This is a genomic window from Alcanivorax sp., assembly GCF_019431375.1.
Lineage (GTDB): Bacteria > Pseudomonadota > Gammaproteobacteria > Pseudomonadales > Alcanivoracaceae > Alcanivorax > Alcanivorax jadensis_A.
Genome location: NZ_CP080267.1, coordinates 581,079 through 606,926 on the forward strand (window position 1 = coordinate 581,079; position 25,848 = coordinate 606,926).

The following is a 25,848-nucleotide window of genomic DNA, read 5'->3' on the forward strand; positions in this document are numbered from 1 at the left end:
TGCATGCGTCACGCAACACAGGTAAACAGGCTTTGAGCAACCGTGCTGCCCATGGTCGAGTGCGCTACATTGGTAGTGAACGAGAATGAGAGAGGAATCCACAATGGCCGATACCCGTTTTCATATTGTTTTTGCCGGTCAGCTGGTGAAAGGGTCGGACCCGGCTACGGTGAAGGCCAACCTGGGAAAAATTTTCAAGATGGATGCAGCCCGGGTGGAGAAACTGTTCTCCGGGCAACCGGTGGTGCTGAAGAAGGATGCGGACCAGGCCACCGCCATGAAATTCCGCGCGGTGCTGAAACAGGCCGGTGCCGAGTGCGAATTGCGGCCGGTAGCAGATCCTGTACAGCCGCCATCGGCACCGGAGCCCCGTGCCGCTTCTCCGGCACCTGAAAGTCAGGAGCAGTCAGAGCAGACGTCAGGGGATCTGGAAACGGTTGGCACCATCCGCACCGGGGGCACCGGTTTTTCCGGGGCGTTCTCTGTGGCAGAAGTGGGGGCGGAAATGGATAACAGCGACAAGGCAGCACCACCGCCAGCACCGGATGTCAGTCACCTGAGCATGGCCCAGGCCGGGGAAGTGCTGGGGCAGAAAAAAGAGGAAAAACCGCCGGTTTCCCCGGACATCAGTCACCTGTCTTTGCAGGAAGACTGACTCCCGGTTTGTGCCTGGTGTTCGGTTAATCTGCCGGGGCGAATACCTCGCCCTGGTCCGGACCATGAAATACCAGGTAAAGCTCTTCCAGTATTTCCGGGATGCTCAAGGCCATTTGCCGGACCACCTGGGTGTTTTCCCAGAGGGTGTCCAGAGCTTCGTCATCGTCTACCCCGGAGATAAGAATGAAGGGTAGTAACAGCTGAGCCATCTGTTCCTCATCATCCTGATACCAGGCCTCCTCATCCACGAAAACCCCGGTCATGAAACCGGCACACCAGCTAGCCAGATCCTGGCCATCCTCTTCCTGGAATGGGTCCAGCAGGCAGGGCAGGTTGATGGCATCCCCGCCAAGCAACTGGGTGACCAGCCGCTCGCGCAACCGGTTGAGGGCATCGCTGACTTCCCCTGGAACCGGCATCTCCAGCTCCGCAGCATAATCCACTGACTCCACCTCTGGCCCCACGGCCAGGGCACAGAGCATGCCATGGATTTCCGTCCAGGTAGGGGCGTCTTCGCCTTGCTCCTGGAAATATTGGCGAACGGTATTTTTCAGGCTGGGATTGGTGATATCTGACATTGAGTCCTCCGCTGGCCGCAAGCATACCGGGAGTTGTTCAGGGGCTCCAGGCATTCCCGGCATTATGGCTCAGGGCAGTTTTGCTATCCGGTTTCGTCCCCGGGATTTGGCTTCATACAAGGCGGTATCCGCCCGTTTGGTTAACTGGTCTGCGGTTTCTCCTTCATGAAAGGCGGTGAGCCCTGCAGAAAAAGTGGTATGCAGTTGTGGAGCGAAGTCGTAGCCCTGTTCAGCAAACTGGCTGCGCAAGCGCTCAAGAGCGGCCTCACTGGCAGCCTCGGAGGCATGGGGAAACAGCACCACGAATTCTTCCCCGCCATAGCGGGCCAGCAGGTCCGACTTGCGCAGGCTCTGGCTGGCGATACGGGCAAACCGGCTGAGGACCTCGTCGCCACTGTGATGGCCGTAGTTATCGTTGACCTGCTTGAAATGGTCCAGATCGATAATCGCCAGGTACAGAGGCGTGTGGTTGCGGTTGGCGAGGGAGAGCTCTTCTTCCAGCCGTTCCAGAAAATGGCGGCGGTTATACAGCCCGGTGAGATCATCGCGTACCGCAATAGCTTTCAGGCGCCTGTGGGCATCACGCAGGTTTTCCCGTTGATCCCGGACCCGGTTTTGCAGGTTGTGGATATATCCCCCCATATAGATAAACCAGCACAGGATCAGGGCGAGGATGATCCAGTGGCCGATCAGAAACGAAAAGATCGCCTGCTGGGGCGTTTCTATCCATTCGTAGACTTGCAAGGCGGTGAAACAGAGCAGGGTAAAGCCAGCCATGGCCATTTGCCGGCGCCGGTCCAGGGCAAAAATGCCGAAGGTCATCACCATGAAGTAGATGCTCAACATGGCGCCACGCAGCTCGCGGGTGTAGTGGAGGATCACCGTGGTAAGGATGATGCCCGTGGCCATCTGCAGAATGGTCAGGCTGGGATCGCCGAGTCGTTCACTGAGGCCGCTGCGGATCAGCAGGTAGAACACCAGATTGATGGCGAATAGCACCGCGAAAATGGTCAGGTGTGGCGTATCCGGGGCAAAGGCACTGAGTTCGACGCCGATTATCGTCCCTACCCATAGCAGGCAATAGGAATAAACGGCCATGATCTGGCGGCGGAGGCGGATGGCGCGCTCCGGCGGGTCGGCGGGAATCAGGGTAAACACGTAAGCGATAAAGTCCTGTTGGTGGCCGGGTGGCTTTTTATCTGACTTTACCGTTTTTCTCATCACAGGTCACAGTGATGTCATAGTGAGAGGTAGAGAGAAGCTGACAGACCGGCTCGGGCAACACAATCGTTTGACGGGTGTGTTAACGCGGTGTTGTGAGGCCTGATCATGTCGGGCGGGATGCCGCTCTCATGCTGAAAGTTGCGGCCCCATGGGCTGGGGGGAATGCGGCAAAGAAAAGAATTCAAATCCTTTAAAAACAATATGTTGCGAATTATTTCTCGAAACAGGGTTATTTCACCGCAGTGCGTGAAGCCGCGGAAGGACTCCCACGCTGGAAGCCCGGCAATCGCTGTTCGAGTGCCAGCTCCTGCGCGGCTTCGCAGTGAGCCTGTTTGGCATTCCTGTCTTTGGATTTCTCGCCCATGCCATTACCCTTGCGGTGTATTTGATTTCAAGGAGCGTGTTAGATGGCCGAAACGCTGGCTGGCAAGGTGGTATGGATAACCGGGGCGTCCTCCGGAATTGGTGAGGCTGTGGCGAAGGAATATGCCCGCCGGGGCGCCACTCTGGTGCTTTCGGCCCGTCGGGAAGAGGAGCTGAAGCGGGTCCGCGAAGGGTTGGTCAACAGCGATGATCATCTGGTGCTGCCGCTGGATCTGGCGGATGCCGGGGCCATGCCCGCCGCCGTCGCGGCGGTGCGCCAGCGTTTCGGACGTCTTGATCAGGTGGTCCATAACGGCGGGATTTCCCAGCGATCCCTGGTGGCCGACACGGATCTGGCGGTGGATCGGCGCATCATGGAGGTGAATTTCTTTGGTACCGTGGCACTGACCAAGGCGGTGCTGCCCTGGTTGAAAGAACAGGGCAGAGGGCGATTTGTGGTGGTGACCTCCCTGGTGGGCGAACTGCCTACGCCACTGCGCAGCGCCTACAGCGCCAGCAAGCACGCCCTCCATGGTTTCTTTGAATCTCTGCGTGCGGAGGAATACGAGGCCGGTATCCGGGTGACCCTGGTAATGCCGGGCTTTATCCACACCAACGTGTCCCTGAATGCGCTTACCGCCGACGGTACCGCTCAGGGCAGCATGGACGAGGCCCAGGAAGCCGGTATTCCCCCGGAAGAATGCGCCGAACGGCTGGTGAAGGCCGTGCAGCAGGGCCGTGATCAGGTTATCATCGCCGGCCGCGAAGGGGCGGGTGTCTACCTGAAACGCTGGAGCCCCGCGCTGTACCGCCGATTGATCCGCAAAATGAAGGTGACGTAATGTCTCTGGACGCCCTGGACGCCAAACAACGGACCCGCCTCAACAAGCTGCAGAAGAAGCTGCGGCGTGAAGTGGGCCGCGCCATTGCCGATTTCAACATGATCGGTGAAGGCGACAAGGTGATGGTGTGCCTGTCCGGTGGCAAGGATTCCTACACCATGCTGGAAATCCTGCGCAACCTGCAGCACTCGGCACCGGTGAATTTCGAGCTGGTGGCGGTGAACCTGGACCAGAAGCAACCGGGGTTCCCGGAGCATATATTGCCGGAATACCTGGAAAAGGAAGGGGTGGCGTACCATATCCTCGAGAAGGATACCTATTCCATCGTCAAGGAAAAGGTGCCAGAGGGTAAAACCACCTGCGGCCTGTGTTCTCGCCTGCGCCGCGGCAGCCTGTATGGCTTTGCCGAGGAGATCGGCGCCAACAAGATTGCCCTGGGCCATCACCGCGACGACATCATCGAAACCCTGTTTCTGAACATGTTCTACGGCGGCAAGATGAAAGCCATGCCGCCCAAGCTGCGCAGCGACGACAACCGCAATATCGTCATTCGCCCGCTGGCCTATTGCCGGGAAAAGGACATTATCGAGTTTTCCAGCTTCAAGGATTTCCCGATCATCCCCTGCAACCTGTGCGGCTCCCAGGAGAACCTGCAACGCCAGGTGATCAAGGAGATGCTCAACAAGTGGGACCGGGATCAGCCCGGGCGCATCGAGAACATCTTTGCTGCGATCCAGAATATTGCCCCTTCGCAATTGGCCGATACCCGTCTGTTCGACTTCGAGAACCTGGAAGACGGCCAGCAGCAGGGTGGTGAACAGGCCCACCGGCTGGATGTGGTCAACCTGTTTGGTTGATCAAAAAATCAGCGATTTTCCCCGATTTGCCACTAAACATGATTCACGGCCACGTTTCCGGTAAAATGCCCGCGCCTTTTTGCGGGGCTGTCCATCGGATGGCCATGTAACCGTTTCCCCGGGCTTTTGCGATTTCCTCCGATCTCACCCAGGTGAGATTGACCCTTGGGTTTTCGCCGAATGTCCCGATTAACCAAGACTCTCTCGACCAGAAGGGTAGGAGCACCATGACCGATCGTATTCAGAAGGGTAGCCTCGAAATCGCTGCCGAACTCCATGATCTGGTAGTCAACGAGATTGCGCCGGGCACCGGCGTGGACCCGGAACACTTCTGGGCCGAGCTGGAAAGCATCCTCAAGGACCTGGCGCCCAAGAACAAGGCGCTGCTGGAAAAGCGTGAAACCATCCAGGCTCAGCTGGATGAGTGGTACAAGGCCCGTAAAGGCCAGGCCATCGACATGGCCGAGTACAAGCAGTTCCTGACCGAGATCGGCTACCTGTTGCCGGAAGGCGACGACTTCAAGGTCACCACCGAGAATGTGGATGACGAGATCGGCACCATCGCCGGCCCGCAGCTGGTGGTACCGGTGAAAAATGCCCGCTTCGCCCTGAACGCGGCCAATGCCCGCTGGGGCAGCCTGTATGATGCCCTGTACGGCACCGATGTGATTTCCGATGAAGGCGGCGCCGAGAAAGGCGGTGCCTACAACCCCAAGCGTGGCGCCAAGGTCATCGCCTGGGCCCGCGACTTCCTAGATAACTATTTCCCCCTGGCCAGCGGTTCCCACAAGGACAGCACCGGCTACGCCATCGTCGATGGCAAGCTGGAAGTGTCTCTGGGCGGTGACAAGAGCGGCCTGAAAGACGAGTCCCAGCTGCAGGGCTACGTGGGCGATGCGGCGGCACCGTCCGGCATCCTGCTCAAGCACAACAACCTGCATGCGGAAATCCAGATCGACGCCAGCCACCCGATTGGTGCCGACGATGCGGCAAACATGAAGGATGTACTGCTGGAATCCGCCATCACCACCATCCAGGACTGCGAAGACTCCGTGGCTGCTGTGGATGCGGAAGACAAGGTCGAGGTGTACCGCAACTGGGCGGGCCTGATGAAGGGCGACCTGCAGGAGTCCTTCGAGAAAGGCGGCAAGACCATGACGCGCGCCATGAACCCTGATCGCGAGTACACCGCGCTGGACGGCTCCACGCTGACCCTGCACGGTCGCTCTCTGCTGCTGGTGCGGAACGTGGGTCACCTGATGACCAACCCGGCCATCCTCATGAACGGTGAGGAAACTCCGGAAGGCATCATGGACGGCATGGTCACCGTGCTGGCCGGCATCCACGACCTGAAGAAGCTCAACAAGCTGAGCAACAGCCGCACCGGTTCCATGTATATCGTGAAGCCGAAGATGCACGGCCCGGAAGAAGTGGCCTTCGCCGTTGAGCTGTTCGAGCGTGTCGAGAAAGCCCTGGGGCTGGAAAAGAACACCCTGAAAATCGGCATCATGGATGAAGAGCGTCGCACCACCGTGAACCTGAAGGAGTGTATCCGCCAGGCGAAAGAGCGTGTGATCTTCATTAACACCGGCTTCCTGGATCGTACCGGTGACGAAATGCACACCTCCATGGAAGCGGGCCCGATGGCACGCAAGGGTGACATGAAAGCCCTGCCGTGGATCAACGCCTACGAAGACTGGAACGTGGATATCGGCCTGGAATGCGGCCTGCCGGGTCATGCCCAGATCGGTAAGGGCATGTGGCCCAAGCCGGACGAAATGGCAGAGATGATGGCCACCAAGGCCGGTCACCCGAAAGCCGGCGCCAACTGTGCCTGGGTGCCGTCCCCGACCGCTGCCACACTGCACGTGACCCACTACCACGAAGTGAACGTGGCCGAGGTGCAGAAAGAGCTGGCCAACCGCAAGCGCGCGTCCCTGGATGACATCCTCACCGTGCCGCTGCTGACCCGTGAGCTGTCTGCCGAGGAAATCCAGCAGGAGCTGGATAACAACGCCCAGGGCATTCTGGGTTACATGGTGCGCTGGATTGACCAGGGCGTGGGCTGTTCCAAGGTGCCGGACATCAATGATGTGGGCCTGATGGAAGACCGGGCCACGCTGCGTATCTCCAGCCAGCACGTGACCAACTGGCTGCACCACGGCATCACCAACCAGGAACAGGTGATGGAAACCCTGAAGCGCATGGCCGAAGTGGTCGATCGTCAGAACGCCAACGATCCGCTGTACGTGCCCATGGCCAAGGACTTCGACAACTCCGTAGCCTTCCAGGCAGCGGTAGAGCTGGTGTTCGAGGGCTGCTCCCAGCCCAGCGGCTACACCGAGCCGGTTCTGCACCGTCGTCGCCGTGAGCTGAAGAGCAACGGTTAACAGTTAATAATTAACAGTTAACAGCGGCGCGTTCTCGCGTCGCAGTTCTTGAAAGCAAAGAGGCCGTGCCCAATCGTTGGGCGCGGCCTCTTGCGTTTTAATCCCTGCCAGTTGTTTCCCGCGCAACTATTAACTGTTCACTGTTAACTATTCACTGATCTCCACCATGACCTCCAACGGTAGATTGACCTGCTGGCTGCTGCTTCTCACCCCGCCAATCCCTCGCTGATCCTGTTGGCGGTCTACAGTGATGCTACCCATGGGTTGCCAGGCGCCGGGCTGTACCCGCAGGGTGGTGCCGCTGGATTGAGTATGTGCCACGCCCTGGCCGCCCGGTTGGTCATAGCGCTGGCTGATCTGCAGTACCACGCTGCCATCCGGGGTCAGTTGCGGTACCACCTGGATACCCTGTTGCAGCTCGGCGAGCACGGTACCGTAATAGCCGCCGCCGAGGGCGAGCAGGGTACCCTGGCTGATATGGGCGGGGTAACCGCTGAGGGTGCGAATTCGGTAATGGTCCTGCTGGCGTGTTTGCCGCTGACTTTGTTCAATGCGGATATCACCGGATACGCCGCCGGGAATGTGGCCTTCAATGCGGGTGTCCACACCGTTGCGTTGTTCGCTGCTGCTGCCCTGACGACGAAGATGAACAACCAGGGTACTGGGTTTTGCCTCCAGGCTGCCCAGCGCGCCTTCCAGTTCGGCCATATTGCTGTCGGTGGTACGGATGATCAACTTGCCCTGATAAGCACGCACGCTGCCGCCAGGCGCCAGTAGCGGCTGGATAACCGGTAGTAGAGCCGCTGCATCCGGGCGGGGCAATACGTGTATGCGCATGGAGTCTGCCATGCTCTGGCCGAACATCCCCAGCAGCAGGCTGAGCAGCAGAACGAGATTTCGGCAGCGTTGTATTCGTTGCATCATGGTCGTCTCCGACATGCTTTTTCTCACTCTATCATGGCTGCTTCATTGCGCATCTTTACCGGATCACAGGCATAATGGCCGCCGCCTGAAGTTGTCCCAGAGTTGCCATGTTTGCGAATAGCCGTAGCGTTACCTCTAACCAAAGCGGAATCCACGATGATCTTGAGAGGGTGGTCCGTCGACACCTGCAAAGCCCCTGGCGGGCGCCAATTGCAGACCATGATGCTCAGGCGTTTTCGCAACTGCAGCAATGGCGAATGGAGCAGGGGGCAGAGCGGCCGTTGATGCTGGATTCCGGTTGCGGCACCGGGCGTTCTTCCTTGTTGCTGGCCAGCCAGCACCCCGAGGCGTTGGTGGTAGGGGTGGACCAGTCTGCTGTGCGGTTGCAGCGGGCGGAGCGGCGATTTGAGGCTTTGCCGGACAATTTGCGCTTGTTGCGTGCAGATTGCGCTGGCCTGTGGCGGTTGATGATCGGGGAGGGCTGGCTGCTGGCCCGCCATCAGATTCTCTATCCCAACCCCTGGCCGAAAAGCGCCCATCTGAAGCGTCGCTGGCACGGCCACCCGGTCTGGCCCACGGTGTTGTCGCTGGGCGGCGAGCTGGAAATTCGCAGTAACTGGCCACTGTATCTGCAGGAAGTGCAGGCGGCACTGGCGATCAGTGGCATCCGGGCCGAGCTGTCAGAGCTGCCGATGCAGAGCGAGACGCTGACGGATTTCGAGGAAAAATACCAGGCCAGCGGCCAGGTGAACTGGCGGCTGACAGCAAGTCTGTGACGTGGGGGTCAGGGCGTAGGGTGGATTAGCCGAAGGCGTAATCCACCATCACACGGTTCGAAGTCTGGCACGACGTTTCTGGTGGGTTACGCCTCTTCGGGCTAATCCACCCTACACACCCTACAGACGCAGCTCTCTCAACTCTGTTGAGGTTGCGGCCCGCTCCCATTGCTCCTGAAACTGCCGGGCCAGGCGCGGTGCCCGGGGCAGGCGGTGGGCGCACAGGTCGAGGCGGCTGGGGCGTGGCCAGCCCGGAGCTTCGAATAACCCGGTACCATCGCCGATGGCAAAGCAGAGCTGCCCGTCCCGGTCATCCTCCTGGCTCTGGCGGAGCTGGATGCGCGACGGCAGTCGGCGGGCCAGGTGGATCAGGCGGTGGCCGTTGCGTACGGCGTTGTCCTGGCTGTCGTACTGAATGCGGATATCCACTTTGGCACTGCTCAAGGCCAAGAGTTTGAGGGCATCACAGAGGCCGCGGTCGGCGGTCAGACCATCCAGCGCCGGCATCCGCAGCCACAGACTGCGTCGGCAGGCGGCGATCAGCGTGGCCAGCGCAGTGCTGGCCTCACGGAATGCCGGATGGTGCAGGGTGTCGTCGTCGCCGATGACAAAGGGCATCAGACCAGGGGTTTGAACATCTGGCGATGGGGGATGTTGGCATCCATGAAGATGCCGCCGGAAACCGCAAAACCGGCCGCTTCGTAGAAGCTGGTGGCGTGGGTTTGGGCGTGCAGAAAGATTTCTTCCATGCCCTTGGCGCGGGCGGCTTCTTCCGCAGCTACCAGCAGGGAACTGCCGACACCGTTGTTACGTTGCTCGGAGAGCACACACAGGCGGCTGATCTGGCCGCTGGGCAGCAGGCGAATGCAGCCTACCGGGTTCTGTTCCCGGTCCAGTGCCAGAAAGTGGATGGCCTTGTCATCTTCGCCATCCCATTCCAGCTCTTCGGGAACATGCTGTTCACTGATGAAGACCTTCTGGCGAAGGGCTCGCAGGGCGGTTTCGTTTTCGTCCCAGCGGGTCTCGATAATGCTGATAGCCATAGGGGTCTCGTTATAGTGGGGCGAAGAAGCCCTGTTCAATCCAGTCATGTAGCAATTCACTCCCGGCTGGCTGCAGCACGGCATCCAGCGCTTCACGGGTATAACAGCGCTGGCGGGCCAGCAGCTGTACCAGTGGTCGTTGTTGTTCTGTCAGTGAGTGTGGCTCACCGTTTAGCCAGGCAATGTTGCCCTGCAAAATCAGGCGCACACTACCATGGCGCACCAGGGCGATCGAGGGATCGCGCTGGCGAATATGGGCATCATCGACGGCAAATTCAAGTCCATCCAGCCGGGGGGTGGACAGCCAGCGATAAACTGCCCGTTCGATGGCGGCCGGATTGAGCAGATCCAGGGCGCCGCGAATCAGTTGCTGACGGTCCCCATCGGCCAGTACGGCCGGATCCTTGGGCACCTGCCGGTCTGCGTCGGTAAACAGCTCGCTGTCCGCATCGGCCAGGCATTCACCGGCGATTTCCGCCATCAGCATCTGGTAATCCGGGGCCCGGAAACCCACCGACCAGGTGATACAGTCGCTGTCTTCGGCGACCCCATGGTGAGCTACGCCGGGCGGCAGATAGAGCACATCGCCAGGGTTGGCCACGAACTCTTCCCGCACCGGCATGTCGGCCAGCAACTTCAGTTCAGGATGCGGCAATTTCGCGGTTTTTTCGTCGCTGGCGTCGCCGATCTGCCAGCGGCGGCTACCGGCGGCCTGGATCAGAAAGACGTCATAGCGGTCGAAATGTGGGCCGACGCTGCCGCCCTTGGCGGCATAGCTCATCATGATGTCTTCCAGCCGCCAGCTGGGCAGGAAGTTGAAGCTATCCAGCAGCAGGGAGACGTCGGTGAGATAGTGGTCCACGGACTGCACCAGCAGGGTCCAGTCCCGTTCGCCCAGCTCGGCAAACACGGTTTCCTCGAACGGCCCCTGTTTTAGCTCCCAGGGGCCGGCATCGGCGCCGCGAATGATGCGGGCTTCCACATTCTCTTCCAGCGCCAGCCCGGCCAGGGTGTCCGCATCCGGTTCATCCAGGCCGCTGGCGGCACCGGGCATGAACAGGGGCTTTTTCTGCCAGTAATCACGCAAAAACGCTGCCGGGTTGAGCGGCAGCGTGAAAGTGGGAAGGCCCGGTTCTGTCATCAGATATTGCGCGCTTGCTGGGGCGCGTTGCCGATGTAGCTGCCCGGGGTCATGGCCAGCAGGATTTCCTTGGCTTCATCCGGGATCGCCAGCTCATTGATGAAGGCGGTCAGGGTTTCCTGGTTGATGCCGTCCTTGCCACGTGTCAGAGCCTTGAGTTTTTCGTAGGGCTTCTCGATGCCGTAGCGACGCATGACGGTCTGGATCGGCTCGGCCAGCACTTCCCAGGCAGCATCCAGATCCGCATTCAGGCGGGCCGGGTTTACTTCCAGTTTGCCAATACCTTTCAGGCTGGCTTCGAAGGCGATCAGGCTGTGTGCCAGGCCCACGCCCACGTTACGCAGCACGGTGGAGTCGGTCAGGTCGCGCTGCCAGCGGGAAATCGGCAGCTTGGCCGCCAGGTGATCCATGATGGCATTGGCCAGGCCCAGGTTGCCTTCGGAGTTCTCGAAGTCGATGGGGTTGACCTTGTGCGGCATGGTGGAGGAGCCAACTTCGCCTTCCACGGTCTTCTGCTTGAAGTAACCGAGGGAGATGTAGCCCCATACGTCCCGGTCGAAGTCGAGCAGGATGGTGTTGAAGCGCATCAGGGCGTGGAAGTACTCGGCCACGCAATCGTGGGGTTCGATCTGGGTGGTGTAGGGGTTGAAGGTGAGCCCCAGGCCTTCCACAAAGCGACGGGCAAAGGCTTCCCAGTCCACATTCGGGTAGGCGGACAAGTGAGCGTTGTAGTTGCCCACGGCACCGTTGATCTTGCCCAGCAGCTCTACGGCGGCGAACTGGTCGCGCTGGCGCTGCAGGCGGGCCACCACGTTGGCCATTTCCTTGCCCACGGTGGTGGGGGAGGCGGACTGGCCATGGGTGCGCGACAGCATGGGCTGGTCGGCCTGGGCGTGGGCTTGGCGACGGATGGCGCTGATCACCTGGTCCATCTTCGGCAGCAGGATTTCCCGGGCTTCCTTGAGCATCAGGGAGTAGGACAGGTTGTTGATGTCCTCACTGGTGCAGGCGAAGTGAACAAACTCGCTCATGCCGGCCAGCTCGTCGTGCTCGGCCATCTGTTCCTTGATGAAGTATTCCACCGCTTTCACGTCATGGTTGGTGGTGGCTTCAATGGCCTTGATGCGTTCGGCATGCTCGACATCGAAGTCGCGGGTTACGCCGCGCAGGTGCCAGGCGGCCTGGCCGCTCATCAAGGGCACTTCTGGGATGTTCTTGTCGTGGGCGAGCTGTTCCAGCCAGCTCACTTCCACATGCACGCGGAAGCGGATAAGGCCGTATTCACTGGTGGTTTGGCGCAGGGCATCCACCTTGCCGGCATAGCGGCCATCGACCGGTGAAATGGCAGTCAGAGAGGTAAGGCTGGACATGGAAATGGCTCCCGAATCGTTTCCGTGAGGGTAAAAGCGGCGCAATGATACCGTAAAACCGCAAAGGCTGCGTTGTTGTTTGACGGGTTGGGCGAAGTATCGGCAGGCGCGTCGCTGGCGGCGCGATTCCTCAGTTACGAGTCACGAGAAGCGAGTTTCGAACAAACGCTAACTCATGGCGTGTCGCTTTTTGAAACTCGCTCCTCGTAACTCGCACCTTCTTTTGAGCACGCCGCCAACAACGCGCCTGCAAATGACTTTAAGAAAATATTACAAGTTATTGATATCTATGGACTCTATGCCGCTCAAAAGCCGCTTTCGCTGGAACAAAAGCTGCCAGCGGCGACCACCGAGCTGGTGCCAGAGGAAGGCAGCACGGACTCCAGCCAGGAACAGGGCGCGGACCCGGGCGGCCTTGTTCTCGTCCTGCAGGTGGGCCGGTTCGCCCTTTACCTGGATGCGGAAACGGAAGGTGCCCAGGGTGTCCACATAGATACCGGCCAGGCGGTGGCAGAAGGCATCGTCACGGACGCTGCTGAAATGCGCCTGCTGGCCATCCAGCGCCTTGAGGCGGTGGCGCAGGATGTTGACGGTGTCATCGCTCTTGCGCAGCTTGGCGGCCAGGTGCAGCAGGGCCAGGCCGTAATTGAGCGGGCGCAGGTTGCCGCCGGCGGAATCCCGGTTGAGGCTGCGGTTAAGGAGGCTGACGCCATCGCGGAGCAGGGCTGGCTGCGGGTAGATGGCGTCAAAGCTGTCCGCGTCCAGGGCCATGACACCATGGATCAGGGCTTCAAAGGCGCGCGGGTCGCAGTCGCCGCGCAGGGCAATGTCATCGGCCAGCTGGGCGGCCTGAAAGACCGCGGCCAGGGCCAGAATTTGTTGCTGTTGCGAGCTGAAGCGTTCGCTCATGCGGTCTCCTCAATGACAGCACCACCCAGGCATACGGGCCCATCGTAGAACACCACGGACTGGCCCGGCGTGACGGCACGCTGGGGGTCGTCAAACAGCACATGGACACGGCCATTGCCGGCATCGCTGACGGTGCAGGCCTGGTCCGGTTGCCGGTAGCGGGTCTTGGCGGTGAGTCGGGCGGGCAGGGCTGGCGGTGCCAGGGCGACCCACTGCATGGGGGCGCTGGTCAGTTCGCGGCTGTAGAGCAGCGGATGATCGGTGCCCTGGACGGCCACTAGCACATTGCGCTCAAGATCCTTGCCAGCCACATACCAGGGGGCCTCCCCGGCGTTGGCGCGACCGCCGATACCCAGGCCCTGGCGCTGGCCCAGGGTGTAATACATGAGCCCGTCGTGGTCGCCGATCACATTGCCATGGTCATCCTCGATCTTGCCGGGCTGGGCGGGCAGGTACTGTTCGAGAAAATCCTTGAAGCGGCGTTCACCAATAAAACAGATCCCGGTGGAATCCTTCTTCTTGTGATTGGCAAAGCCCTTTTCCTCTGCAATGCGCCGTACTTCCGGTTTTTCCAGGTCACCCAGAGGAAACAGGGTACGCTCGAATTTGCGGTAATCCACGGCGTGAAGGAAGTAGGTCTGATCCTTGTTGGTGTCCACGGCACGCAGCAACTGTGCCTTGCCGTCATGGCTCACCTGGGAGTAGTGACCAGTGGCGATATAGTCCGCGCCCAGGGTGATGGCATGATCCAGAAACGCCTGGAACTTGATTTCCTTGTTGCAGAGGATGTCCGGGTTGGGGGTGCGCCCGGCCTTGTATTCGGCCAGGAAGTGTTCGAACACCCGGTCCCAGTATTCCGTTGCGAAATTGGCGGTATGCAGCTCGATACCCAGCACCCCGGCCACCTGCATGGCATCCATCAGGTCTTCCCGGGCGGTGCAGTACTCGGTGCCGTCGTCCTCGTCCCAGTTCTTCATGAACAGGCCTTCAACGCGATAACCCGCGTCCAGCAGCCGCGCAGCGGCCACAGAGGAATCTACGCCGCCGGACATGCCGACGATCACATGGGTGTCTTGTGGGGCTTTTTGAGAAGCTTGGCTCATCATGCTGCCTTCGTGTCAGCCGCGCTGCAGCGGCCAGGGGTGCTGATAAATACAGTCCAGGGGCAGGCGGCGGCCTGCCAGGTAGTCGTCCAGGCATTTTTCCACCAGGGCGCTACGGTGCTGTGGGCGGCGCTGGCGCAGTTCATCCGGGGTCAGCCATTCGGCGGCAAGGATACCGGTATCCAGCTTCTGTCCCGGGTCATGGCTGATCGGTCTGGCCACGAAACAGGTACGGTAATAGACTCCAGCGCCCCGGAAGGGCTGGAAGATATACCAGCCAAGCAGATCGGTGATCTCCACCTGCCAGGCGGTCTCTTCCAGAGTTTCCCGGTAGGCGGCCTGCATCAGGTTTTCGCCGAACTCCACATGCCCGGCGGGCTGGTTCAGCACTTCCTGCCCTTTGCTCATTTCCCGAACAAAGAGAAAACGCCCGTCTTGTTCCACCACACAGGCCACAGTAATGTGCGGCTCGAAACTGTTCATATCAACCCTGCCGGTACCGGCCCCGCCCAAATGGGGCACAATAATAACGGAATCCGTGCCGGCACCATGGATGCATGGCTTCAGACGGACAATAAAGGCGGGAATGGTAGCGCAGCAGCGCCACAGACAACAGGAGTGATCAATGCCCGGGGACCGGTTTACCCACCTGGATGACCAGGGACGCGCCCAGATGGTGGACGTGACCGACAAGGCGGAAACGCAGCGGCAGGCCACGGCCCGGGCGCGTATCCGCATGCTGCCGCAAACCCTGGCGATGATCCGCGATCAGCGGCATCCCAAGGGGGATGTGCTGGCTACCGCCCGCATCGCCGGCATCCAGGCGGCCAAGAAAACCTGGGATCTGATCCCCATGTGCCACCCGTTGCTGCTCAGCAAGGTGACGGTGGCCATTGAGGCATCGGGTGAGGATGCCCTGGAAATTCTGGCCACCTGCAAGCTCAAGGGTGTTACCGGGGTGGAAATGGAGGCGCTGACGGCGGCCTCGGTGGCCGCGTTGACCCTGTACGATATGTGCAAGGCGGTGGATCGTGGCATGGTGATTGAAGAGGTCTGCCTGCTGGAGAAGAGTGGTGGCCGCAGCGGTCTCTACCAGCGACAGGATTCGGAAGCGGAAGGCCAATGATGATAGAAGTGCGTTTTTTCGCCGCCCTGCGTGAGCGGGTAGGCAGTGACAAGCTGGAAGTATCCCCGCCTGATTCGGTGGATACGGTGGCAAAACTGGTGGCCTGGTTAGAGAGGGATCCCGCCTTGGCGGATGCTCTTGCGGCGACGCCACGGCGTATGGTGGCAGTCAATGAAGTGTTGGGCTCGGAAGACTCCAGTATTTCCCAAGGTGATGTTGTGGCTCTGTTTCCTCCGGTGACAGGCGGATGAAAACCCGCATTGAGATTCGCAACGGGCCATTGCTGGCTGCCGAACCGTCTGATTGGCTTCGTGATGCCGGCCTGAGTGGCGCGCAGGTACAATTTTCCGGTCAGGTTCGCGATGAGCAGGGAAGGGTGGAGGCGCTCCATCTGGAGCATTACCCGGGGATGACGGAGTCTGTTCTCGGCACCATCGTCGAGCAGGCGGGGCAGAAATGGCACCTTAATGGTGCCTGGGTGGTGCACCGGGTTGGCACCATGAAGCCCGGTGACGACATCGTACAGGTGGCGGTCAGTGCGGGACATCGGCAGGCGGCGTTCGAGGCTTGCGCCTTCATCATGGACCTGTTGAAAACCCGGGCGCCATTCTGGAAGAAAGAGCTTATCGGCGGCCGCTGGTTTTGGGTCGAGGCCCGCCAGCGGGACGCCGAGGCCGCCGCTGCCTGGCTGCAGGGGCTTTCGGCGCATGAACCGCCATAGAGCGCCATTCCCCGGGGGCCAGGCCGGTCAAGTCCCAGTCACCGATCTGCCAGCGCACCAGGCGCAGGGTAGGGTGGCCGATGGCGGCGGTCATGCGCCGCACCTGCCGATTTCGACCTTCGTCTATGGTGAGTTTTAACCAGCTATCCGCTACCGTTTTACGGGACCGAACCGGGGGGTGACGCGGCCACAGATCGGGCGCTTCGATACTCTCCGCTTTGGCTGGACGGCAGGGACCGTCCTTGAGGGTGATGCCCTGGCGCAGTTTTTGCAGTTCCTGCTCCCCGGGCTTGCCTTCCACCTGGACCAGATAGGTCTTGGGCAGATGAAAGCGCGGGTCACTGATGCGTGCCTGCAAGGCGCCGTCATCAGTGAGCAACAGCAGGCCTTCAGAATCCCAGTCAAGCCGTCCGGCCGGGTAAACCCCGGGCACGGGAATGAACTCGCGTAGTGTTTGGCGACCCTGGTCGTCACTGAACTGGGAGAGGACCTGAAAGGGTTTGTTGAGCAAAATCAGTTGCGCCATATGGCCTGACATTCCTGATGGCTGTCATTGATGATTTGAGTCGTGCTACCGGGTGGCTACGCTAACAAGGGTAGGCGGTCGGTGCTATACTCGCCAACCCATGCAGAATAAGGTTTTATTTGGAGTGAGCACTCCTTTTAGGCCCGCGGATCTGACGGCCAAAAGCCGGCTCATATCGGGCGGGAAGCACTGCCAATACAATTGGGACCTGTAATTTTATGACCACCCCTAAAATTATCTACACCATAACCGATGAGGCGCCAGCGCTGGCGACCTATTCCTTTTTACCTATCATTGAAAAATTCACTTCGATCGCTGGTATTGACGTTGAAAGCAGTGATATCTCACTGGCTGCACGCATTCTCGCCACGTTTCCTGAATATCTTTCAGAAGAGCAGAAGGTGGCGGATGCCCTTTCTGAGCTCGGTGCTTTGACGCAAGATCCTGACGCGAACATCATCAAACTCCCCAATATCAGTGCGTCCATCCATCAGCTCAGGGAAGCGATTGCGGAGCTGAATGAGCACGGTTTCAGTGTGCCTGAATATCCGGATGAGCCTCGCAACGAGGAAGAAGAGGAGATTCAGGCCCGCTACACCAAAATTCTGGGTTCTGCGGTCAATCCGGTACTGCGCGAAGGCAACTCGGATCGCCGCGCCCCCATTGCGGTCAAAAATTACGCACGCAAAAACCCGCATAGTATGGGCTACTGGAGCCAGGCATCCCGTACCCATGTTGCCCACATGCGTGGCGGTGACTTCTTTTCCCATGAGACCTCCACCACGGTTGAAAAAGCATGCAAGGTCCGCATCGAGTTTGAGGATGCCAATGGCAACATCACTGTCATGAAGCCGGAATTACCGCTTCTGGATGGTGAAGTGATTGATGCCATGTACATGAGCAAAAAGGCGCTGTGTGATTTCTTCGACGAGCAGCTCGACGATGCCAAGAACACTGGCATCCTGTTTTCCCTGCACGTGAAGGCGACCATGATGAAGGTGTCTCACCCCATCGTGTTCGGCTACGCGGTCCGTCGTTTCTACAAGGAACTGTTTGATAAGCACGGCGAAACACTGGAAGAAATCGGCGCAAACCCGAATAACGGCTTGAGCCATATCTACCAGAAGATCGAGGAGCTCCCGATTTCCCAGCGTCTGGAAATCGAGTCCACCATTCGTGCCTGTTACTTGCACCGCCCGGAACTGGCCATGGTGGATTCAGATCGTGGCATTTCAAACCTGCATGTACCCTCTGACGTTATTGTTGATGCCTCCATGCCGGCGATGATTCGTCAGGGTGGCAAAATGTACGGCGCCGACGGCAAGCTGAAAGACACCAAGGCCGTCATTCCTGAAAGCACCTATGCCACCATCTATCAGGAAGTTATCAATTTCTGCAAAACCCACGGCGCCTTTGACCCGGTAACCTGTGGTTCGGTGCCTAATGTGGGGTTGATGGCGCAGAAAGCTGAGGAATACGGTTCGCACGACAAAACGTTCGAAGTCAAAGCAGACGGAACCATGCGTATCGTTCGCGATGATGGCGAAGTGCTGCTGAGTCATGACGTTGAGAAGGGCGATATCTGGCGCATGTGCCAGGCGAAAGACTTGCCTATCCGTGATTGGGTGAAGCTGGCGGTGAATCGTGCCCGGCAAAGCAACACCCCGGCCATTTTCTGGCTGGATAAAGAGCGTGCGCACGACGCACAGCTTATCCGGAAGGTGAGAAGGTATCTTAAGGATCATGATACCGAGGGACTCGATATTCGCATCATGTCTCCGGTCCAGGCGATCCGCTATACCATGGAGCGCATGATCCGCGGCAAAGATACCATTTCGGTGACAGGTAATGTGTTGCGTGATTATCTGACTGACCTGTTCCCGATCCTGGAGCTCGGTACCAGTGCCAAGATGCTCTCCATTGTGCCGTTGATGGCTGGTGGCGGGCTCTATGAAACCGGTGCTGGCGGCTCTGCGCCGAAGCATGTGCAGCAATTTACGGAAGAAAATCACCTGCGCTGGGACTCTCTGGGCGAATTTCTGGCGCTGTCGGTGTCCATTGAAGAGCTTGGCGAAAAGTATGGTAACAAGAAGGCCAAAGTGATTGCCGCCGCCCTGGATAAAGCCAATGAGCAGTATCTGGAGCAGAACAAGTCGCCGTCACGGAAGGTGGGCGAGCCTGACAACCGGGTCAGTCATTTCTATGTGGCCATGTACTGGGCCCAGGCGCTTGCTGCACAGGATGACGATGCTGAGTTGAAAGACAAATTCACTGCCATCGCCTCTGCGCTTAGCGAAAACGAAGAAGCTATCGTCAAGGAAATGATCGCGGTGCAAGGTTCACCTATTGATATCGGAGGTTACTATAATCCCGATTTCAGCAAGGTCTCCGCTGCCATGCGACCAAGTGCCACCTTCAACAATATTCTGGACAGGCTGTAAGCATCTGTTGGTTGTTGGAAGTAAAAAGGCCGGCGCAAGCCGGTCTTTTTTTGTGCAAATTCGTGATTTCCCTTCCGGCTGCGATAGTCGGCCTTCCTGAATCCGCTCCTGCCAGCGCTTGGCTACCCCGGTAGTGGTAGCCTCTTTCGTCGGCCGGCGAGGGGCTGGCTGGCCTGTTCCGTAACAGGGCTCCCGGCGGCTCGCAGAAGGGGTAGAAAACCCGCTGTATCCGCTCCTGGCCAGATGTCCGCGGCCTGCCGGTCGGTGCTATACTCGCCAGAAATACCTGATTCGCTTTTATTCAGAGGGAGTAGTGTAGATGGGATACCAAAAGATCACGGTTCCCGCAGACGGTGACAAAATCACGGTTAATGCGGACCTGTCCCTGAATGTCCCCAACCACCCGATTATTCCTTATATCGAAGGGGACGGCATTGGTGTTGATATCTCACCAGTGATGATGAAAGTTGTTAATGCAGCGATCGAAAAAGCTTATGGTACCAAGCGTGGCATCACCTGGATGGAAGTATACGCAGGGGAAAAGGCCACGGTTGTTTACGGGCCTGATGTCTGGCTGCCCGAAGAGACCCTGGAAGCACTGCGAGAATTCACCGTGGGTATCAAGGGGCCGCTGACCACGCCGGTAGGTGGCGGTATCCGTTCACTGAATGTGGCCCTGCGCCAGGAGCTCGACCTTTATACCTGTATGCGCCCGGTTCGCTACTTTGAAGGGGTTCCCAGTCCGGTGGTACATCCTGAACTCACCGACATGATCATTTTCCGAGAAAACTCCGAAGATATTTACGCGGGCATCGAGTGGGCTGCAGACAGCCCGGAAGCCACCAAGTTGATCCGTTTCCTGCGCGAGGAAATGGGCGTCACCCAGATCCGATTCCCGGAAGGCTGTGGTATTGGCATCAAGCCAGTGTCCCGTGAGGGCACCCAGCGTCTGGTGCGCAAGGCGATTCAGTATGCCATCGACAATGACAAGGATTCCGTCACCCTGGTGCACAAGGGCAACATCATGAAGTACACCGAGGGTGCCTTTAAGGATTGGGGCTACCAGCTGGCCGGTGAGCGTTTCGGCGCGGAGTTGCTGGATGGCGGCCCTTGGATGACCATGAAAAACCCGCGCACCGGCAAGGAAATCATCATCAAGGATGTGATCGCGGATGCGTTCCTGCAGCAGATCCTGATGCGTCCTGCCGATTACAGCGTGATCGCCACCCTGAACCTGAACGGTGACTACATTTCCGATGCTCTGGCAGCGGAAGTGGGGGGGATCGGGATTGCCCCAGGGGCCAACATTGGTGGCTCCGTGTCCCTGTTCGAGGCAACCCACGGGACTGCACCGAAATATGCCGGCCAGGATAAGGTGAACCCCGGTTCCCTGATTCTGTCAGCGGAAATGATGCTGCGTCACATGGGCTGGAATGATGCGGCCGACCTCATCATCAATGGCGTGGAAGGGGCGATTGCCGCCAAGACCGTGACCTATGATTTCGAACGGCTGATGCCGGATGCCACCTTGCTGAAGTGCTCCGAGTTCGGTGATGCGGTGATTGAGCATATGGGTATCTGATCAGTCAGACACCCGGCTCATTGCGCGATCAGGAGGGCGCCGACTGGTTTTCAGCGGCGCCTTCTTCGTTATCGGCTTCGGCGGTGTATTCCCCGTCAGCACGCAGATTGACGGCGTGAAAGCCCTTGTTGGCCGGCTGGACCTCGTATTCCACGGGCTGGCCTGCCTTCAAGCTCTTGTAGCCTTCCATCTGGATATAGGAGTAGTGGACGAACAGATCCTCACCCCCTTCATCGGGTCTGACAAACCCGTACCCCTTGGCATTGTTAAACCACTTTACTCGTCCCGTTGCCATGGTCCTTCCCTCTTGCCTATCCAATGGCTGTCATTGTTTGTTGTTATCCCCGGGCCGACTGCTGCGGTAAACTGGTGACCGGAGTTATTGTGCAACTTTTAAACATGCGTCGCAGGGTGTCAAGCCCGTGAAATATTAACGGGTAGGGATTGAAAAATCCGTTACCGCCCATCATTTCTTCATTGCCTGCTGACGCCAGCAGGGTTACAACGGTTTTGAGGCATTATGAACTGGCAACAACAAGGGCACTCGGTAATGGCTCACGGAAAAGGTGATCTCCGTAATGGGCCTGCAGATACTCCTCCCGACCCGGATCGCCATGGTGATCTGGCGGTGGAAGAGGCCAGGCCGAAGTTGAAGCCCCCCTCCATGTACAAGGTGTTGATGCTCAATGATGACTACACCCCCATGGATTTTGTGGTAGAGATACTGGAAGACTTCTTCAATCTGGGCCGGGAGCAGGCCACCCGCGTGATGCTCACGGTCCATACCGAAGGAAAGGCGGTGTGCGGGGTCTACCCCCAGGATATCGCCGAAACGAAAGCCACTCAGGTGGTGGAATATGCCCGTGAAAATCAGCATCCGCTGATGTGTCAGGTGGAGAAGGCCTGATCCAGGCCTCCCAGCTGAATGCCCGGGTACTGCAGTGAGGTAGCCTTATGCTCAGCAAAGAACTGGAAATGACGCTCAATGAGGCGTTTCGTCATGCACGCAGCCACCGTCATGAATTCATGACCGTTGAGCATTTGTTGCTGGCGCTGCTGGATAACGAGGCGGCCGTCGAGGTTCTGCGTGCCTGTAGCGCGGACCTGGAGGAACTGCGCGATGCGTTAAGCCAGTTTATCGAGGACTCCACCCCCCTGCTGCCGGAAAGTGACCCGGACCGCGACACCCAGCCAACCCTGGGGTTCCAGCGGGTGTTGCAGCGCGCGGTGTTCAGCGTGCAATCCTCGGGCAAGAAAGAGGTGACCGGCGCCAATGTACTGGTGGCCATCTTCAACGAACAGGAAAGCCAGGCAGTGTATTTTCTCAACTGCCAGGATATCCATCGCCTGGACGTGGTGAACTTTATCGCCCACGGTATTTCCCAGGTGCAGGATGCTGAGCCGTCCATGGAGGCGGAACAGGATATGGAGAATGCCGGTGAGAGTGCGCCGGCCAGCGCCCTGGAAAACTACGCCAGTAACCTGAATGAGCTGGCCCGCGCGGATCGCATCGATCCGCTGGTGGGGCGTGCCTTCGAAATTGAGCGGGCGGCGCAGATCCTCTGTCGTCGCCGCAAGAACAATCCGCTGCTGGTGGGCGAACCCGGCGTCGGCAAGACCGCCATCGCCGAAGGTCTGGCGCGCATGATTGTGGAAGAGAAGGTGCCTGAGCCGCTGCTGGATGCCACCGTCTACTCGCTGGATCTTGGCGCCTTGCTGGCCGGCACCAAGTACCGGGGTGATTTCGAGAAGCGCCTGAAAGCGGTGCTGGCCGAATTGAAGAAGGACCCCAACTCAATCCTCTTTATTGATGAGATCCACACGATTATCGGCGCGGGTGCCGCGTCCGGTGGCGTCATGGATGCCTCCAATCTGCTCAAGCCGATGCTGGCCAGCGGTGAGCTGAAGTGCATGGGCTCGACCACCTTCCAGGAATACCGGGGTGTGTTCGAGAAGGACCGTGCCTTGTCTCGCCGGTTCCAGAAAATCGATGTGGTGGAGCCCTCAGTGGAAGATACCGTGGGTATTCTCAAGGGGCTGAAGAGTCGTTTCGAGAAGCACCACGACGTGAGCTACAGTGATGCCGCCCTGAAAGCAGCGGCGGAGCTGAGCGCCCGCTATATCAATGACCGCTACCTGCCGGACAAGGCCATCGATGTGATCGATGAGGTGGGTGCCTGGCAGCGCCTGCGCCCGGAAGACCAGCGCAAGCACACCATCGAAGAATCCGATGTGGAAGACATGGTGGCCAAGATCGCCCGTATTCCGCCCAAGCAGGTGTCGTCCTCTGACAAGGAGCTGCTGCGCAACCTGGAGCGGGACCTGAAGATGACCGTGTTCGGTCAGGAAGAGGCCATCGACACCATCTCGGCGGCTATCAAGCTGTCCCGGGCCGGCCTCAAGGGCGAGAACAAGCCCATCGGCAGCTTCATGTTTGCCGGCCCCACCGGGGTGGGCAAGACCGAGGTGAGTCGTCAGCTTGCCCGGGCCCTGGGTGTGGAGCTGGTGCGTTTCGACATGTCCGAGTACATGGAGCGCCACACGGTCAGCCGCTTGATCGGCGCCCCTCCGGGCTATGTGGGGTACGACCAGGGTGGTCTGCTGACCGAAGCCGTTACCAAGACGCCGCACTGTGTGCTGCTGCTGGACGAAATCGAGAAGGCGCACCCGGAAGTGTTCAATATCTTGCTTCAGGTGATGGACAACGCCACCCTGACCGATAACAACGGTCGCAAGGCGGACTTCCGCAACGTGATTGTGATCATGACCACCAACGCCGGGGCGGAGGTGCTTAACAAGCGCACCATCGGTTTTACCGATCAGGACAACAGCACCGACGGCATGGAAGTGCTGAAGAAGGTCTTCACCCCCGAGTTCCGCAACCGCCTGGATGGCATCATCCAGTTTCTGCCGCTTACCAGTGAGGTCATCCTTGGTGTGGTGGACAAGTTTCTGGTGGAGCTGCAGGCGCAGCTGGACGAGAAGGGTGTGGTGCTCAACGTGGACGATGCCGCCCGCACCTGGCTGGCAGACAAGGGCTACGACAAGGATATGGGTGCCCGCCCCATGGCGCGCCTGATCCAGGAGCAGCTCAAGAAGCCGCTGGCGGAAAAACTGCTGTTCGGGGAACTGTCCGAGAACGGTGGCCAGGTCAATGTGACCGAGAAGGATGGCCAGCTGTCGCTCACCGTGAAGGCAGCGGAACCGGAGCCAGCGTGAAAGGGCAGTTAAAAGTTAACAGTGAATAGTTGATAGCTAAGGAAAAACAAAAATACCCCCGGCTCTGTGAAAAGACGGGGGTATTTTTTTAGCTGTTAACTGTTACTTATTAACGGTTAACTGCTTTTCCTTATTTCATGCGGAACGTAATACGGCCCTTGCTCAGGTCATAGGGGGACATTTCCACCTTGACGCGATCGCCGGTGAGAATGCGGATATAGAATTTACGCATCTTCCCGGAGATATGGGCGGTAATAACATGACCGTTGTCCAGCTTCACACGAAACATCGTGTTAGGCAGGGTTTCAACGATGACACCTTCTAGTTCAATCTGCTCTTCTTTCGCCATCCAACGAATACCTTGGGTTACCGGCTATTAGCGGGCGCAATTGTGCCGGAAAAGACGCCGGGCTGCAAAAGAAGTTGGGACACAGGGGAAAAGCGGGTTATTCGGCACGCGATAGAGCGCCCCTTTGGGCTGTCTAGTCCTTGTTGAAGTCCTTCCAGGCGCCACTGCGCAGGATTTCCAGGGGTTGATACTGGCTCTTGTACTCCATCTTCTGGCACTGATGAATCCAGTAGCCCAGGTAAAGGTAGGGCAGTTTCAGGCGTTGGCACTGACGAATCTGCCAGAGCAGGGCCATCACGCCCAGACTGCGTTCAGGCAGTGTCGGATCAAAGAAGGTATAGACGGCAGAGAGACCATCCTCCAGTTGATCGGTCACCGCCACCGCCACCAGTTTGCCCTCCTGGCGAAAGCAGTAGAAGTGAGTATCAGCCCAGTCGCAGGTCAGAAAGTTGGTGAACTGCTCCTCTGAAGGGGGGTACATGTCGCCGTCACCGTGACGTTGGTCTATATAGGCTGCGTAGAGAGTGTAGAACTCACGGGTGTAGCGAGCTGGCTCGCGGTGGACAGTGAGATCCTGATTGGCCTTTTCGATACGTCGATGGCGACGGCGTGGGTGGAAATCCGTAACGCGCACTCGCGCAGGTATACAGGCATTGCAGCCGTCGCAGTGCGGCCGATAGAGATAATCGCCGCTACGGCGAAATCCCAGCAAGCTCAGTTCACTATAGAGCTCCGGTGAGAGTTTGGCCTGTGGGTCCACAAACAGGGTAGATGCCTGGCGGTCTTCCAGGTAGCTGCAGCTGTGGGCCGGGGTGCGGAAGAATCGCAGCGTCGACAAATCGGTCATGCCTTCAGTGTAGCGAATATAACGGTGGAAACCATATGCCTTGCGCCTGCTGGGGCACCCAGTTTTGGTGCAGGAGCCAGCCTTGCTGGCGACCAGGAAAGGGAATGTTATCCGCTATCGCCTGTCGTCGGGCTCCTGCGATGTGTTGCCGAGCGGCAGAGAGCGATCCCATTCAGTATCAGGCCAGTGCTCGGCTTTGGGAGTGTCAGGAATCAGCTGTTGCAGTAGTCCCTCGAAGGCGGGACGGTCGATTAGTTCGGCGCCAAGGCTAAGCAGGTGCGGGTTTTCCACCTGGGCATCAATGAGCTCGATATCCAGGGTTGGCGCCAGGGCTCGCAGGGCGGCAAAGGCAACCTTGGAGCCGTTTTGCCGAGGCGAGACCATGGATTCTCCGAAGAAGACTCCGCCCAGCTTGATGCCGTAGACACCACCGGCAATCTGTCCGTCCTGCCAGACCTCCAGGCTGTGGGCATAACCAAGCTTGTTCAGGTGCACATAGGCGTCGATCATTTCCTCGCTGATCCAGGTACCCAGACCATCAGCCCTGGGGGCTGCGCACAGGCGCATCACCGATTCGAAGGCTCGGTCCAGGGTGACGGTAAAGTCGGTTCGGCGCATATGTCGGGCCAGGCTACGGCTGACATGTATGCGTCGCGGGTGAATCACACAGCGTGGGGCAGGGGACCACCACAGGATGGGTTGGTAGTCGGCGTCATACCAGGGAAAGATGCCCAACGAATAAGCCCGGAGCAGTGTCTCCGGGCTCAGGTCGGCCCCGGCGGCAAGCAAGCCATCGGGGTCAGTCAGGGCGGTGCGGGTATCCGGGAACGGGGTTCCCGGTTCCAGCCACGGCACCATGC

General features: G+C 58.9%; 27 protein-coding genes. 12 read left to right on the plus strand and 15 right to left on the minus strand.

All coding sequences use genetic code 11. The features are described 5' to 3' along the window. Nucleotides 1-103 precede the first annotated feature (103 nt). Nucleotides 104-655 carry a hypothetical protein gene (locus KZ772_RS02585; RefSeq protein WP_290538330.1) on the plus strand — a complete coding sequence of 184 codons (552 nt, stop codon included), beginning with the start codon at nucleotides 104-106 and terminating at the stop codon, nucleotides 653-655. 25 nt (nucleotides 656-680) lie between these two features. Here KZ772_RS02585 and KZ772_RS02590 read toward each other — a convergent pair whose 3' ends face one another. Both KZ772_RS02590 and KZ772_RS02595 read right to left on the minus strand, forming a co-directional pair. After that, entirely contained in the window at nucleotides 681-1,235 is a 555-nt protein-coding gene (locus KZ772_RS02590) for a YecA family protein (RefSeq protein WP_290538331.1), read from the minus strand. Nucleotides 1,236-1,304: 69 nt separating this feature from the next. Continuing rightward, nucleotides 1,305-2,456, minus strand: a complete 1,152-nt coding sequence (locus tag KZ772_RS02595; protein ID WP_290538332.1) for a GGDEF domain-containing protein — start codon at nucleotides 2,454-2,456, stop codon at nucleotides 1,305-1,307. A gap of 410 nt (nucleotides 2,457-2,866) precedes the next feature. On the opposite strand from KZ772_RS02595, the gene KZ772_RS02600 reads away from it, so the two are divergent. From KZ772_RS02600 to KZ772_RS02610, 3 genes are all read left to right on the plus strand, one after another. Beyond that, a complete protein-coding gene (locus tag KZ772_RS02600) occupies nucleotides 2,867-3,664 on the plus strand; it encodes an SDR family oxidoreductase (protein WP_290538333.1) in 798 nt (265 codons plus the stop codon). Continuing rightward, nucleotides 3,664-4,521 carry a tRNA 2-thiocytidine(32) synthetase TtcA gene (gene ttcA / locus KZ772_RS02605; protein WP_290538334.1) on the plus strand — a complete coding sequence of 286 codons (858 nt, stop codon included), beginning with the start codon at nucleotides 3,664-3,666 and terminating at the stop codon, nucleotides 4,519-4,521. Before KZ772_RS02600 ends, ttcA begins: the two co-directional genes overlap by 1 nt. A gap of 227 nt (nucleotides 4,522-4,748) precedes the next feature. Next, a complete protein-coding gene (locus KZ772_RS02610; protein ID WP_290538335.1) occupies nucleotides 4,749-6,911 on the plus strand; it encodes a malate synthase G in 2,163 nt (720 codons plus the stop codon). A gap of 147 nt (nucleotides 6,912-7,058) precedes the next feature. On the opposite strand, the gene KZ772_RS02615 is transcribed toward KZ772_RS02610, so the two are convergent. Beyond that, nucleotides 7,059-7,835 (minus strand): hypothetical protein, encoded by a 777-nt coding sequence (locus KZ772_RS02615; RefSeq protein WP_290538336.1) that lies wholly within the window; start codon nucleotides 7,833-7,835, stop codon nucleotides 7,059-7,061. Between the two features lie 107 nt (nucleotides 7,836-7,942). Here KZ772_RS02615 and KZ772_RS02620 point away from each other — a divergent pair, with 107 nt between their 5' ends. After that, nucleotides 7,943-8,611, plus strand: a complete 669-nt coding sequence (locus tag KZ772_RS02620) for a methyltransferase domain-containing protein (protein WP_290538337.1) — start codon at nucleotides 7,943-7,945, stop codon at nucleotides 8,609-8,611. Nucleotides 8,612-8,731: 120 nt separating this feature from the next. Here the strand turns inward: KZ772_RS02620 and KZ772_RS02625 are convergent, their stop codons facing one another. From KZ772_RS02625 to KZ772_RS02655, 7 genes are all read right to left on the minus strand, one after another. Beyond that, nucleotides 8,732-9,229, minus strand: a complete 498-nt coding sequence (locus KZ772_RS02625) for a hypothetical protein (RefSeq protein ID WP_290538338.1) — start codon at nucleotides 9,227-9,229, stop codon at nucleotides 8,732-8,734. Then, nucleotides 9,229-9,654: a GNAT family N-acetyltransferase gene (locus tag KZ772_RS02630; protein WP_290509724.1), complete on the minus strand. Its 426-nt coding sequence runs from the start codon at nucleotides 9,652-9,654 to the stop codon at nucleotides 9,229-9,231. Before KZ772_RS02630 ends, KZ772_RS02625 begins: the two co-directional genes overlap by 1 nt. 10 nt (nucleotides 9,655-9,664) lie before the next feature. Continuing rightward, on the minus strand, nucleotides 9,665-10,795 hold the full coding sequence (locus KZ772_RS02635) for a cupin domain-containing protein (RefSeq protein WP_290538339.1): 1,131 nt from the start codon (nucleotides 10,793-10,795) through the stop codon (nucleotides 9,665-9,667). Then, nucleotides 10,795-12,165 (minus strand): adenylosuccinate lyase, encoded by a 1,371-nt coding sequence (gene purB / locus KZ772_RS02640; RefSeq protein WP_290538340.1) that lies wholly within the window; start codon nucleotides 12,163-12,165, stop codon nucleotides 10,795-10,797. Before purB ends, KZ772_RS02635 begins: the two co-directional genes overlap by 1 nt. A 270-nt stretch (nucleotides 12,166-12,435) precedes the next feature. After that, the gene (hflD, locus tag KZ772_RS02645) at nucleotides 12,436-13,074 is read right to left on the minus strand and encodes a high frequency lysogenization protein HflD (protein ID WP_290538341.1); all 639 of its coding nucleotides are present in this window, start codon (nucleotides 13,072-13,074) and stop codon (nucleotides 12,436-12,438) included. After that, nucleotides 13,071-14,177, minus strand: coding sequence for a tRNA 2-thiouridine(34) synthase MnmA (mnmA, locus tag KZ772_RS02650; protein WP_290539508.1), 1,107 nt, complete (start codon nucleotides 14,175-14,177; stop codon nucleotides 13,071-13,073). Before mnmA ends, hflD begins: the two co-directional genes overlap by 4 nt. A gap of 15 nt (nucleotides 14,178-14,192) precedes the next feature. Beyond that, nucleotides 14,193-14,660: an NUDIX hydrolase gene (locus KZ772_RS02655; RefSeq protein WP_290538342.1), complete on the minus strand. Its 468-nt coding sequence runs from the start codon at nucleotides 14,658-14,660 to the stop codon at nucleotides 14,193-14,195. Nucleotides 14,661-14,802: 142 nt separating this feature from the next. Between KZ772_RS02655 and moaC the strand changes: the two genes are divergently transcribed. From moaC to KZ772_RS02670, 3 genes are read left to right on the plus strand one after another with little or no spacing between them, the layout of a single operon-like run. Continuing rightward, on the plus strand, nucleotides 14,803-15,303 hold the full coding sequence (gene moaC / locus KZ772_RS02660) for a cyclic pyranopterin monophosphate synthase MoaC (protein WP_290538343.1): 501 nt from the start codon (nucleotides 14,803-14,805) through the stop codon (nucleotides 15,301-15,303). Continuing rightward, entirely contained in the window at nucleotides 15,300-15,554 is a 255-nt protein-coding gene (gene moaD / locus KZ772_RS02665; protein ID WP_290538344.1) for a molybdopterin converting factor subunit 1, read from the plus strand. Before moaC ends, moaD begins: the two co-directional genes overlap by 4 nt. Next, the gene (locus tag KZ772_RS02670; protein WP_290538345.1) at nucleotides 15,551-16,024 is read left to right on the plus strand and encodes a molybdenum cofactor biosynthesis protein MoaE; all 474 of its coding nucleotides are present in this window, start codon (nucleotides 15,551-15,553) and stop codon (nucleotides 16,022-16,024) included. Before moaD ends, KZ772_RS02670 begins: the two co-directional genes overlap by 4 nt. On the opposite strand, the gene KZ772_RS02675 is transcribed toward KZ772_RS02670, so the two are convergent. Continuing rightward, a complete protein-coding gene (locus KZ772_RS02675; RefSeq protein WP_290538346.1) occupies nucleotides 15,927-16,550 on the minus strand; it encodes a pseudouridine synthase in 624 nt (207 codons plus the stop codon). The two genes, KZ772_RS02670 and KZ772_RS02675, sit on opposite strands and share 98 nt — an antisense overlap. Nucleotides 16,551-16,768: 218 nt before the next feature. Between KZ772_RS02675 and KZ772_RS02680 the strand changes: the two genes are divergently transcribed. Both KZ772_RS02680 and icd read left to right on the plus strand, forming a co-directional pair. Then, nucleotides 16,769-18,991, plus strand: coding sequence for an NADP-dependent isocitrate dehydrogenase (locus KZ772_RS02680; RefSeq protein WP_290538347.1), 2,223 nt, complete (start codon nucleotides 16,769-16,771; stop codon nucleotides 18,989-18,991). A gap of 319 nt (nucleotides 18,992-19,310) precedes the next feature. Next, complete coding sequence (icd, locus tag KZ772_RS02685; protein WP_290538348.1) at nucleotides 19,311-20,573, plus strand: NADP-dependent isocitrate dehydrogenase; 1,263 nt, start codon at nucleotides 19,311-19,313, stop codon at nucleotides 20,571-20,573. A gap of 28 nt (nucleotides 20,574-20,601) precedes the next feature. On the opposite strand, the gene KZ772_RS02690 is transcribed toward icd, so the two are convergent. Then, the gene (locus KZ772_RS02690) at nucleotides 20,602-20,868 is read right to left on the minus strand and encodes a cold-shock protein (RefSeq protein ID WP_290538349.1); all 267 of its coding nucleotides are present in this window, start codon (nucleotides 20,866-20,868) and stop codon (nucleotides 20,602-20,604) included. 255 nt (nucleotides 20,869-21,123) lie between these two features. Here KZ772_RS02690 and clpS point away from each other — a divergent pair, with 255 nt between their 5' ends. Together clpS and clpA are read left to right on the plus strand one after the other, a co-directional pair. Further along, nucleotides 21,124-21,480, plus strand: coding sequence for an ATP-dependent Clp protease adapter ClpS (gene clpS / locus KZ772_RS02695; protein ID WP_290538350.1), 357 nt, complete (start codon nucleotides 21,124-21,126; stop codon nucleotides 21,478-21,480). A gap of 47 nt (nucleotides 21,481-21,527) precedes the next feature. Continuing rightward, complete coding sequence (gene clpA / locus KZ772_RS02700) at nucleotides 21,528-23,792, plus strand: ATP-dependent Clp protease ATP-binding subunit ClpA (RefSeq protein WP_290538351.1); 2,265 nt, start codon at nucleotides 21,528-21,530, stop codon at nucleotides 23,790-23,792. A 130-nt stretch (nucleotides 23,793-23,922) separates the two neighbouring features. On the opposite strand, the gene infA is transcribed toward clpA, so the two are convergent. The 3 genes from infA to aat form a co-directional block, all read right to left on the minus strand. Then, the gene (gene infA / locus KZ772_RS02705; protein WP_008929746.1) at nucleotides 23,923-24,141 is read right to left on the minus strand and encodes a translation initiation factor IF-1; all 219 of its coding nucleotides are present in this window, start codon (nucleotides 24,139-24,141) and stop codon (nucleotides 23,923-23,925) included. 133 nt (nucleotides 24,142-24,274) lie between these two features. Then, complete coding sequence (locus tag KZ772_RS02710; protein WP_290538352.1) at nucleotides 24,275-24,988, minus strand: arginyltransferase; 714 nt, start codon at nucleotides 24,986-24,988, stop codon at nucleotides 24,275-24,277. 114 nt (nucleotides 24,989-25,102) lie between these two features. Further along, entirely contained in the window at nucleotides 25,103-25,846 is a 744-nt protein-coding gene (gene aat, locus KZ772_RS02715; protein WP_290538353.1) for a leucyl/phenylalanyl-tRNA--protein transferase, read from the minus strand. Nucleotides 25,847-25,848: the final 2 nt, after the last annotated feature.

Excerpts from the sequence above, each read along its gene's own strand:
- KZ772_RS02585 (WP_290538330.1), top strand. The coding sequence starts at position 104 with ATGGCCGATACCCGTTTTCATATTGTTTTTGCCGGTCAGCTGGTGAAA.
- KZ772_RS02590 (WP_290538331.1), bottom strand. The coding sequence starts at position 1,235 with ATGTCAGATATCACCAATCCCAGCCTGAAAAATACCGTTCGCCAATAT.
- KZ772_RS02595 (WP_290538332.1), bottom strand. The coding sequence starts at position 2,456 with ATGAGAAAAACGGTAAAGTCAGATAAAAAGCCACCCGGCCACCAACAG.
- KZ772_RS02600 (WP_290538333.1), top strand. The coding sequence starts at position 2,867 with ATGGCCGAAACGCTGGCTGGCAAGGTGGTATGGATAACCGGGGCGTCC.
- ttcA (WP_290538334.1), top strand. The coding sequence starts at position 3,664 with ATGTCTCTGGACGCCCTGGACGCCAAACAACGGACCCGCCTCAACAAG.
- KZ772_RS02610 (WP_290538335.1), top strand. The coding sequence starts at position 4,749 with ATGACCGATCGTATTCAGAAGGGTAGCCTCGAAATCGCTGCCGAACTC.
- KZ772_RS02615 (WP_290538336.1), bottom strand. The coding sequence starts at position 7,835 with ATGATGCAACGAATACAACGCTGCCGAAATCTCGTTCTGCTGCTCAGC.
- KZ772_RS02620 (WP_290538337.1), top strand. The coding sequence starts at position 7,943 with ATGTTTGCGAATAGCCGTAGCGTTACCTCTAACCAAAGCGGAATCCAC.
- KZ772_RS02625 (WP_290538338.1), bottom strand. The coding sequence starts at position 9,229 with ATGCCCTTTGTCATCGGCGACGACGACACCCTGCACCATCCGGCATTC.
- KZ772_RS02630 (WP_290509724.1), bottom strand. The coding sequence starts at position 9,654 with ATGGCTATCAGCATTATCGAGACCCGCTGGGACGAAAACGAAACCGCC.
- KZ772_RS02635 (WP_290538339.1), bottom strand. The coding sequence starts at position 10,795 with ATGACAGAACCGGGCCTTCCCACTTTCACGCTGCCGCTCAACCCGGCA.
- purB (WP_290538340.1), bottom strand. The coding sequence starts at position 12,165 with ATGTCCAGCCTTACCTCTCTGACTGCCATTTCACCGGTCGATGGCCGC.
- hflD (WP_290538341.1), bottom strand. The coding sequence starts at position 13,074 with ATGAGCGAACGCTTCAGCTCGCAACAGCAACAAATTCTGGCCCTGGCC.
- mnmA (WP_290539508.1), bottom strand. The coding sequence starts at position 14,177 with ATGAGCCAAGCTTCTCAAAAAGCCCCACAAGACACCCATGTGATCGTC.
- KZ772_RS02655 (WP_290538342.1), bottom strand. The coding sequence starts at position 14,660 with ATGAACAGTTTCGAGCCGCACATTACTGTGGCCTGTGTGGTGGAACAA.
- moaC (WP_290538343.1), top strand. The coding sequence starts at position 14,803 with ATGCCCGGGGACCGGTTTACCCACCTGGATGACCAGGGACGCGCCCAG.
- moaD (WP_290538344.1), top strand. The coding sequence starts at position 15,300 with ATGATGATAGAAGTGCGTTTTTTCGCCGCCCTGCGTGAGCGGGTAGGC.
- KZ772_RS02670 (WP_290538345.1), top strand. The coding sequence starts at position 15,551 with ATGAAAACCCGCATTGAGATTCGCAACGGGCCATTGCTGGCTGCCGAA.
- KZ772_RS02675 (WP_290538346.1), bottom strand. The coding sequence starts at position 16,550 with ATGGCGCAACTGATTTTGCTCAACAAACCCTTTCAGGTCCTCTCCCAG.
- KZ772_RS02680 (WP_290538347.1), top strand. The coding sequence starts at position 16,769 with ATGACCACCCCTAAAATTATCTACACCATAACCGATGAGGCGCCAGCG.
- icd (WP_290538348.1), top strand. The coding sequence starts at position 19,311 with ATGGGATACCAAAAGATCACGGTTCCCGCAGACGGTGACAAAATCACG.
- KZ772_RS02690 (WP_290538349.1), bottom strand. The coding sequence starts at position 20,868 with ATGGCAACGGGACGAGTAAAGTGGTTTAACAATGCCAAGGGGTACGGG.
- clpS (WP_290538350.1), top strand. The coding sequence starts at position 21,124 with ATGGCTCACGGAAAAGGTGATCTCCGTAATGGGCCTGCAGATACTCCT.
- clpA (WP_290538351.1), top strand. The coding sequence starts at position 21,528 with ATGCTCAGCAAAGAACTGGAAATGACGCTCAATGAGGCGTTTCGTCAT.
- infA (WP_008929746.1), bottom strand. The coding sequence starts at position 24,141 with ATGGCGAAAGAAGAGCAGATTGAACTAGAAGGTGTCATCGTTGAAACC.
- KZ772_RS02710 (WP_290538352.1), bottom strand. The coding sequence starts at position 24,988 with ATGACCGATTTGTCGACGCTGCGATTCTTCCGCACCCCGGCCCACAGC.
- aat (WP_290538353.1), bottom strand. The coding sequence starts at position 25,846 with ATGGTGCCGTGGCTGGAACCGGGAACCCCGTTCCCGGATACCCGCACC.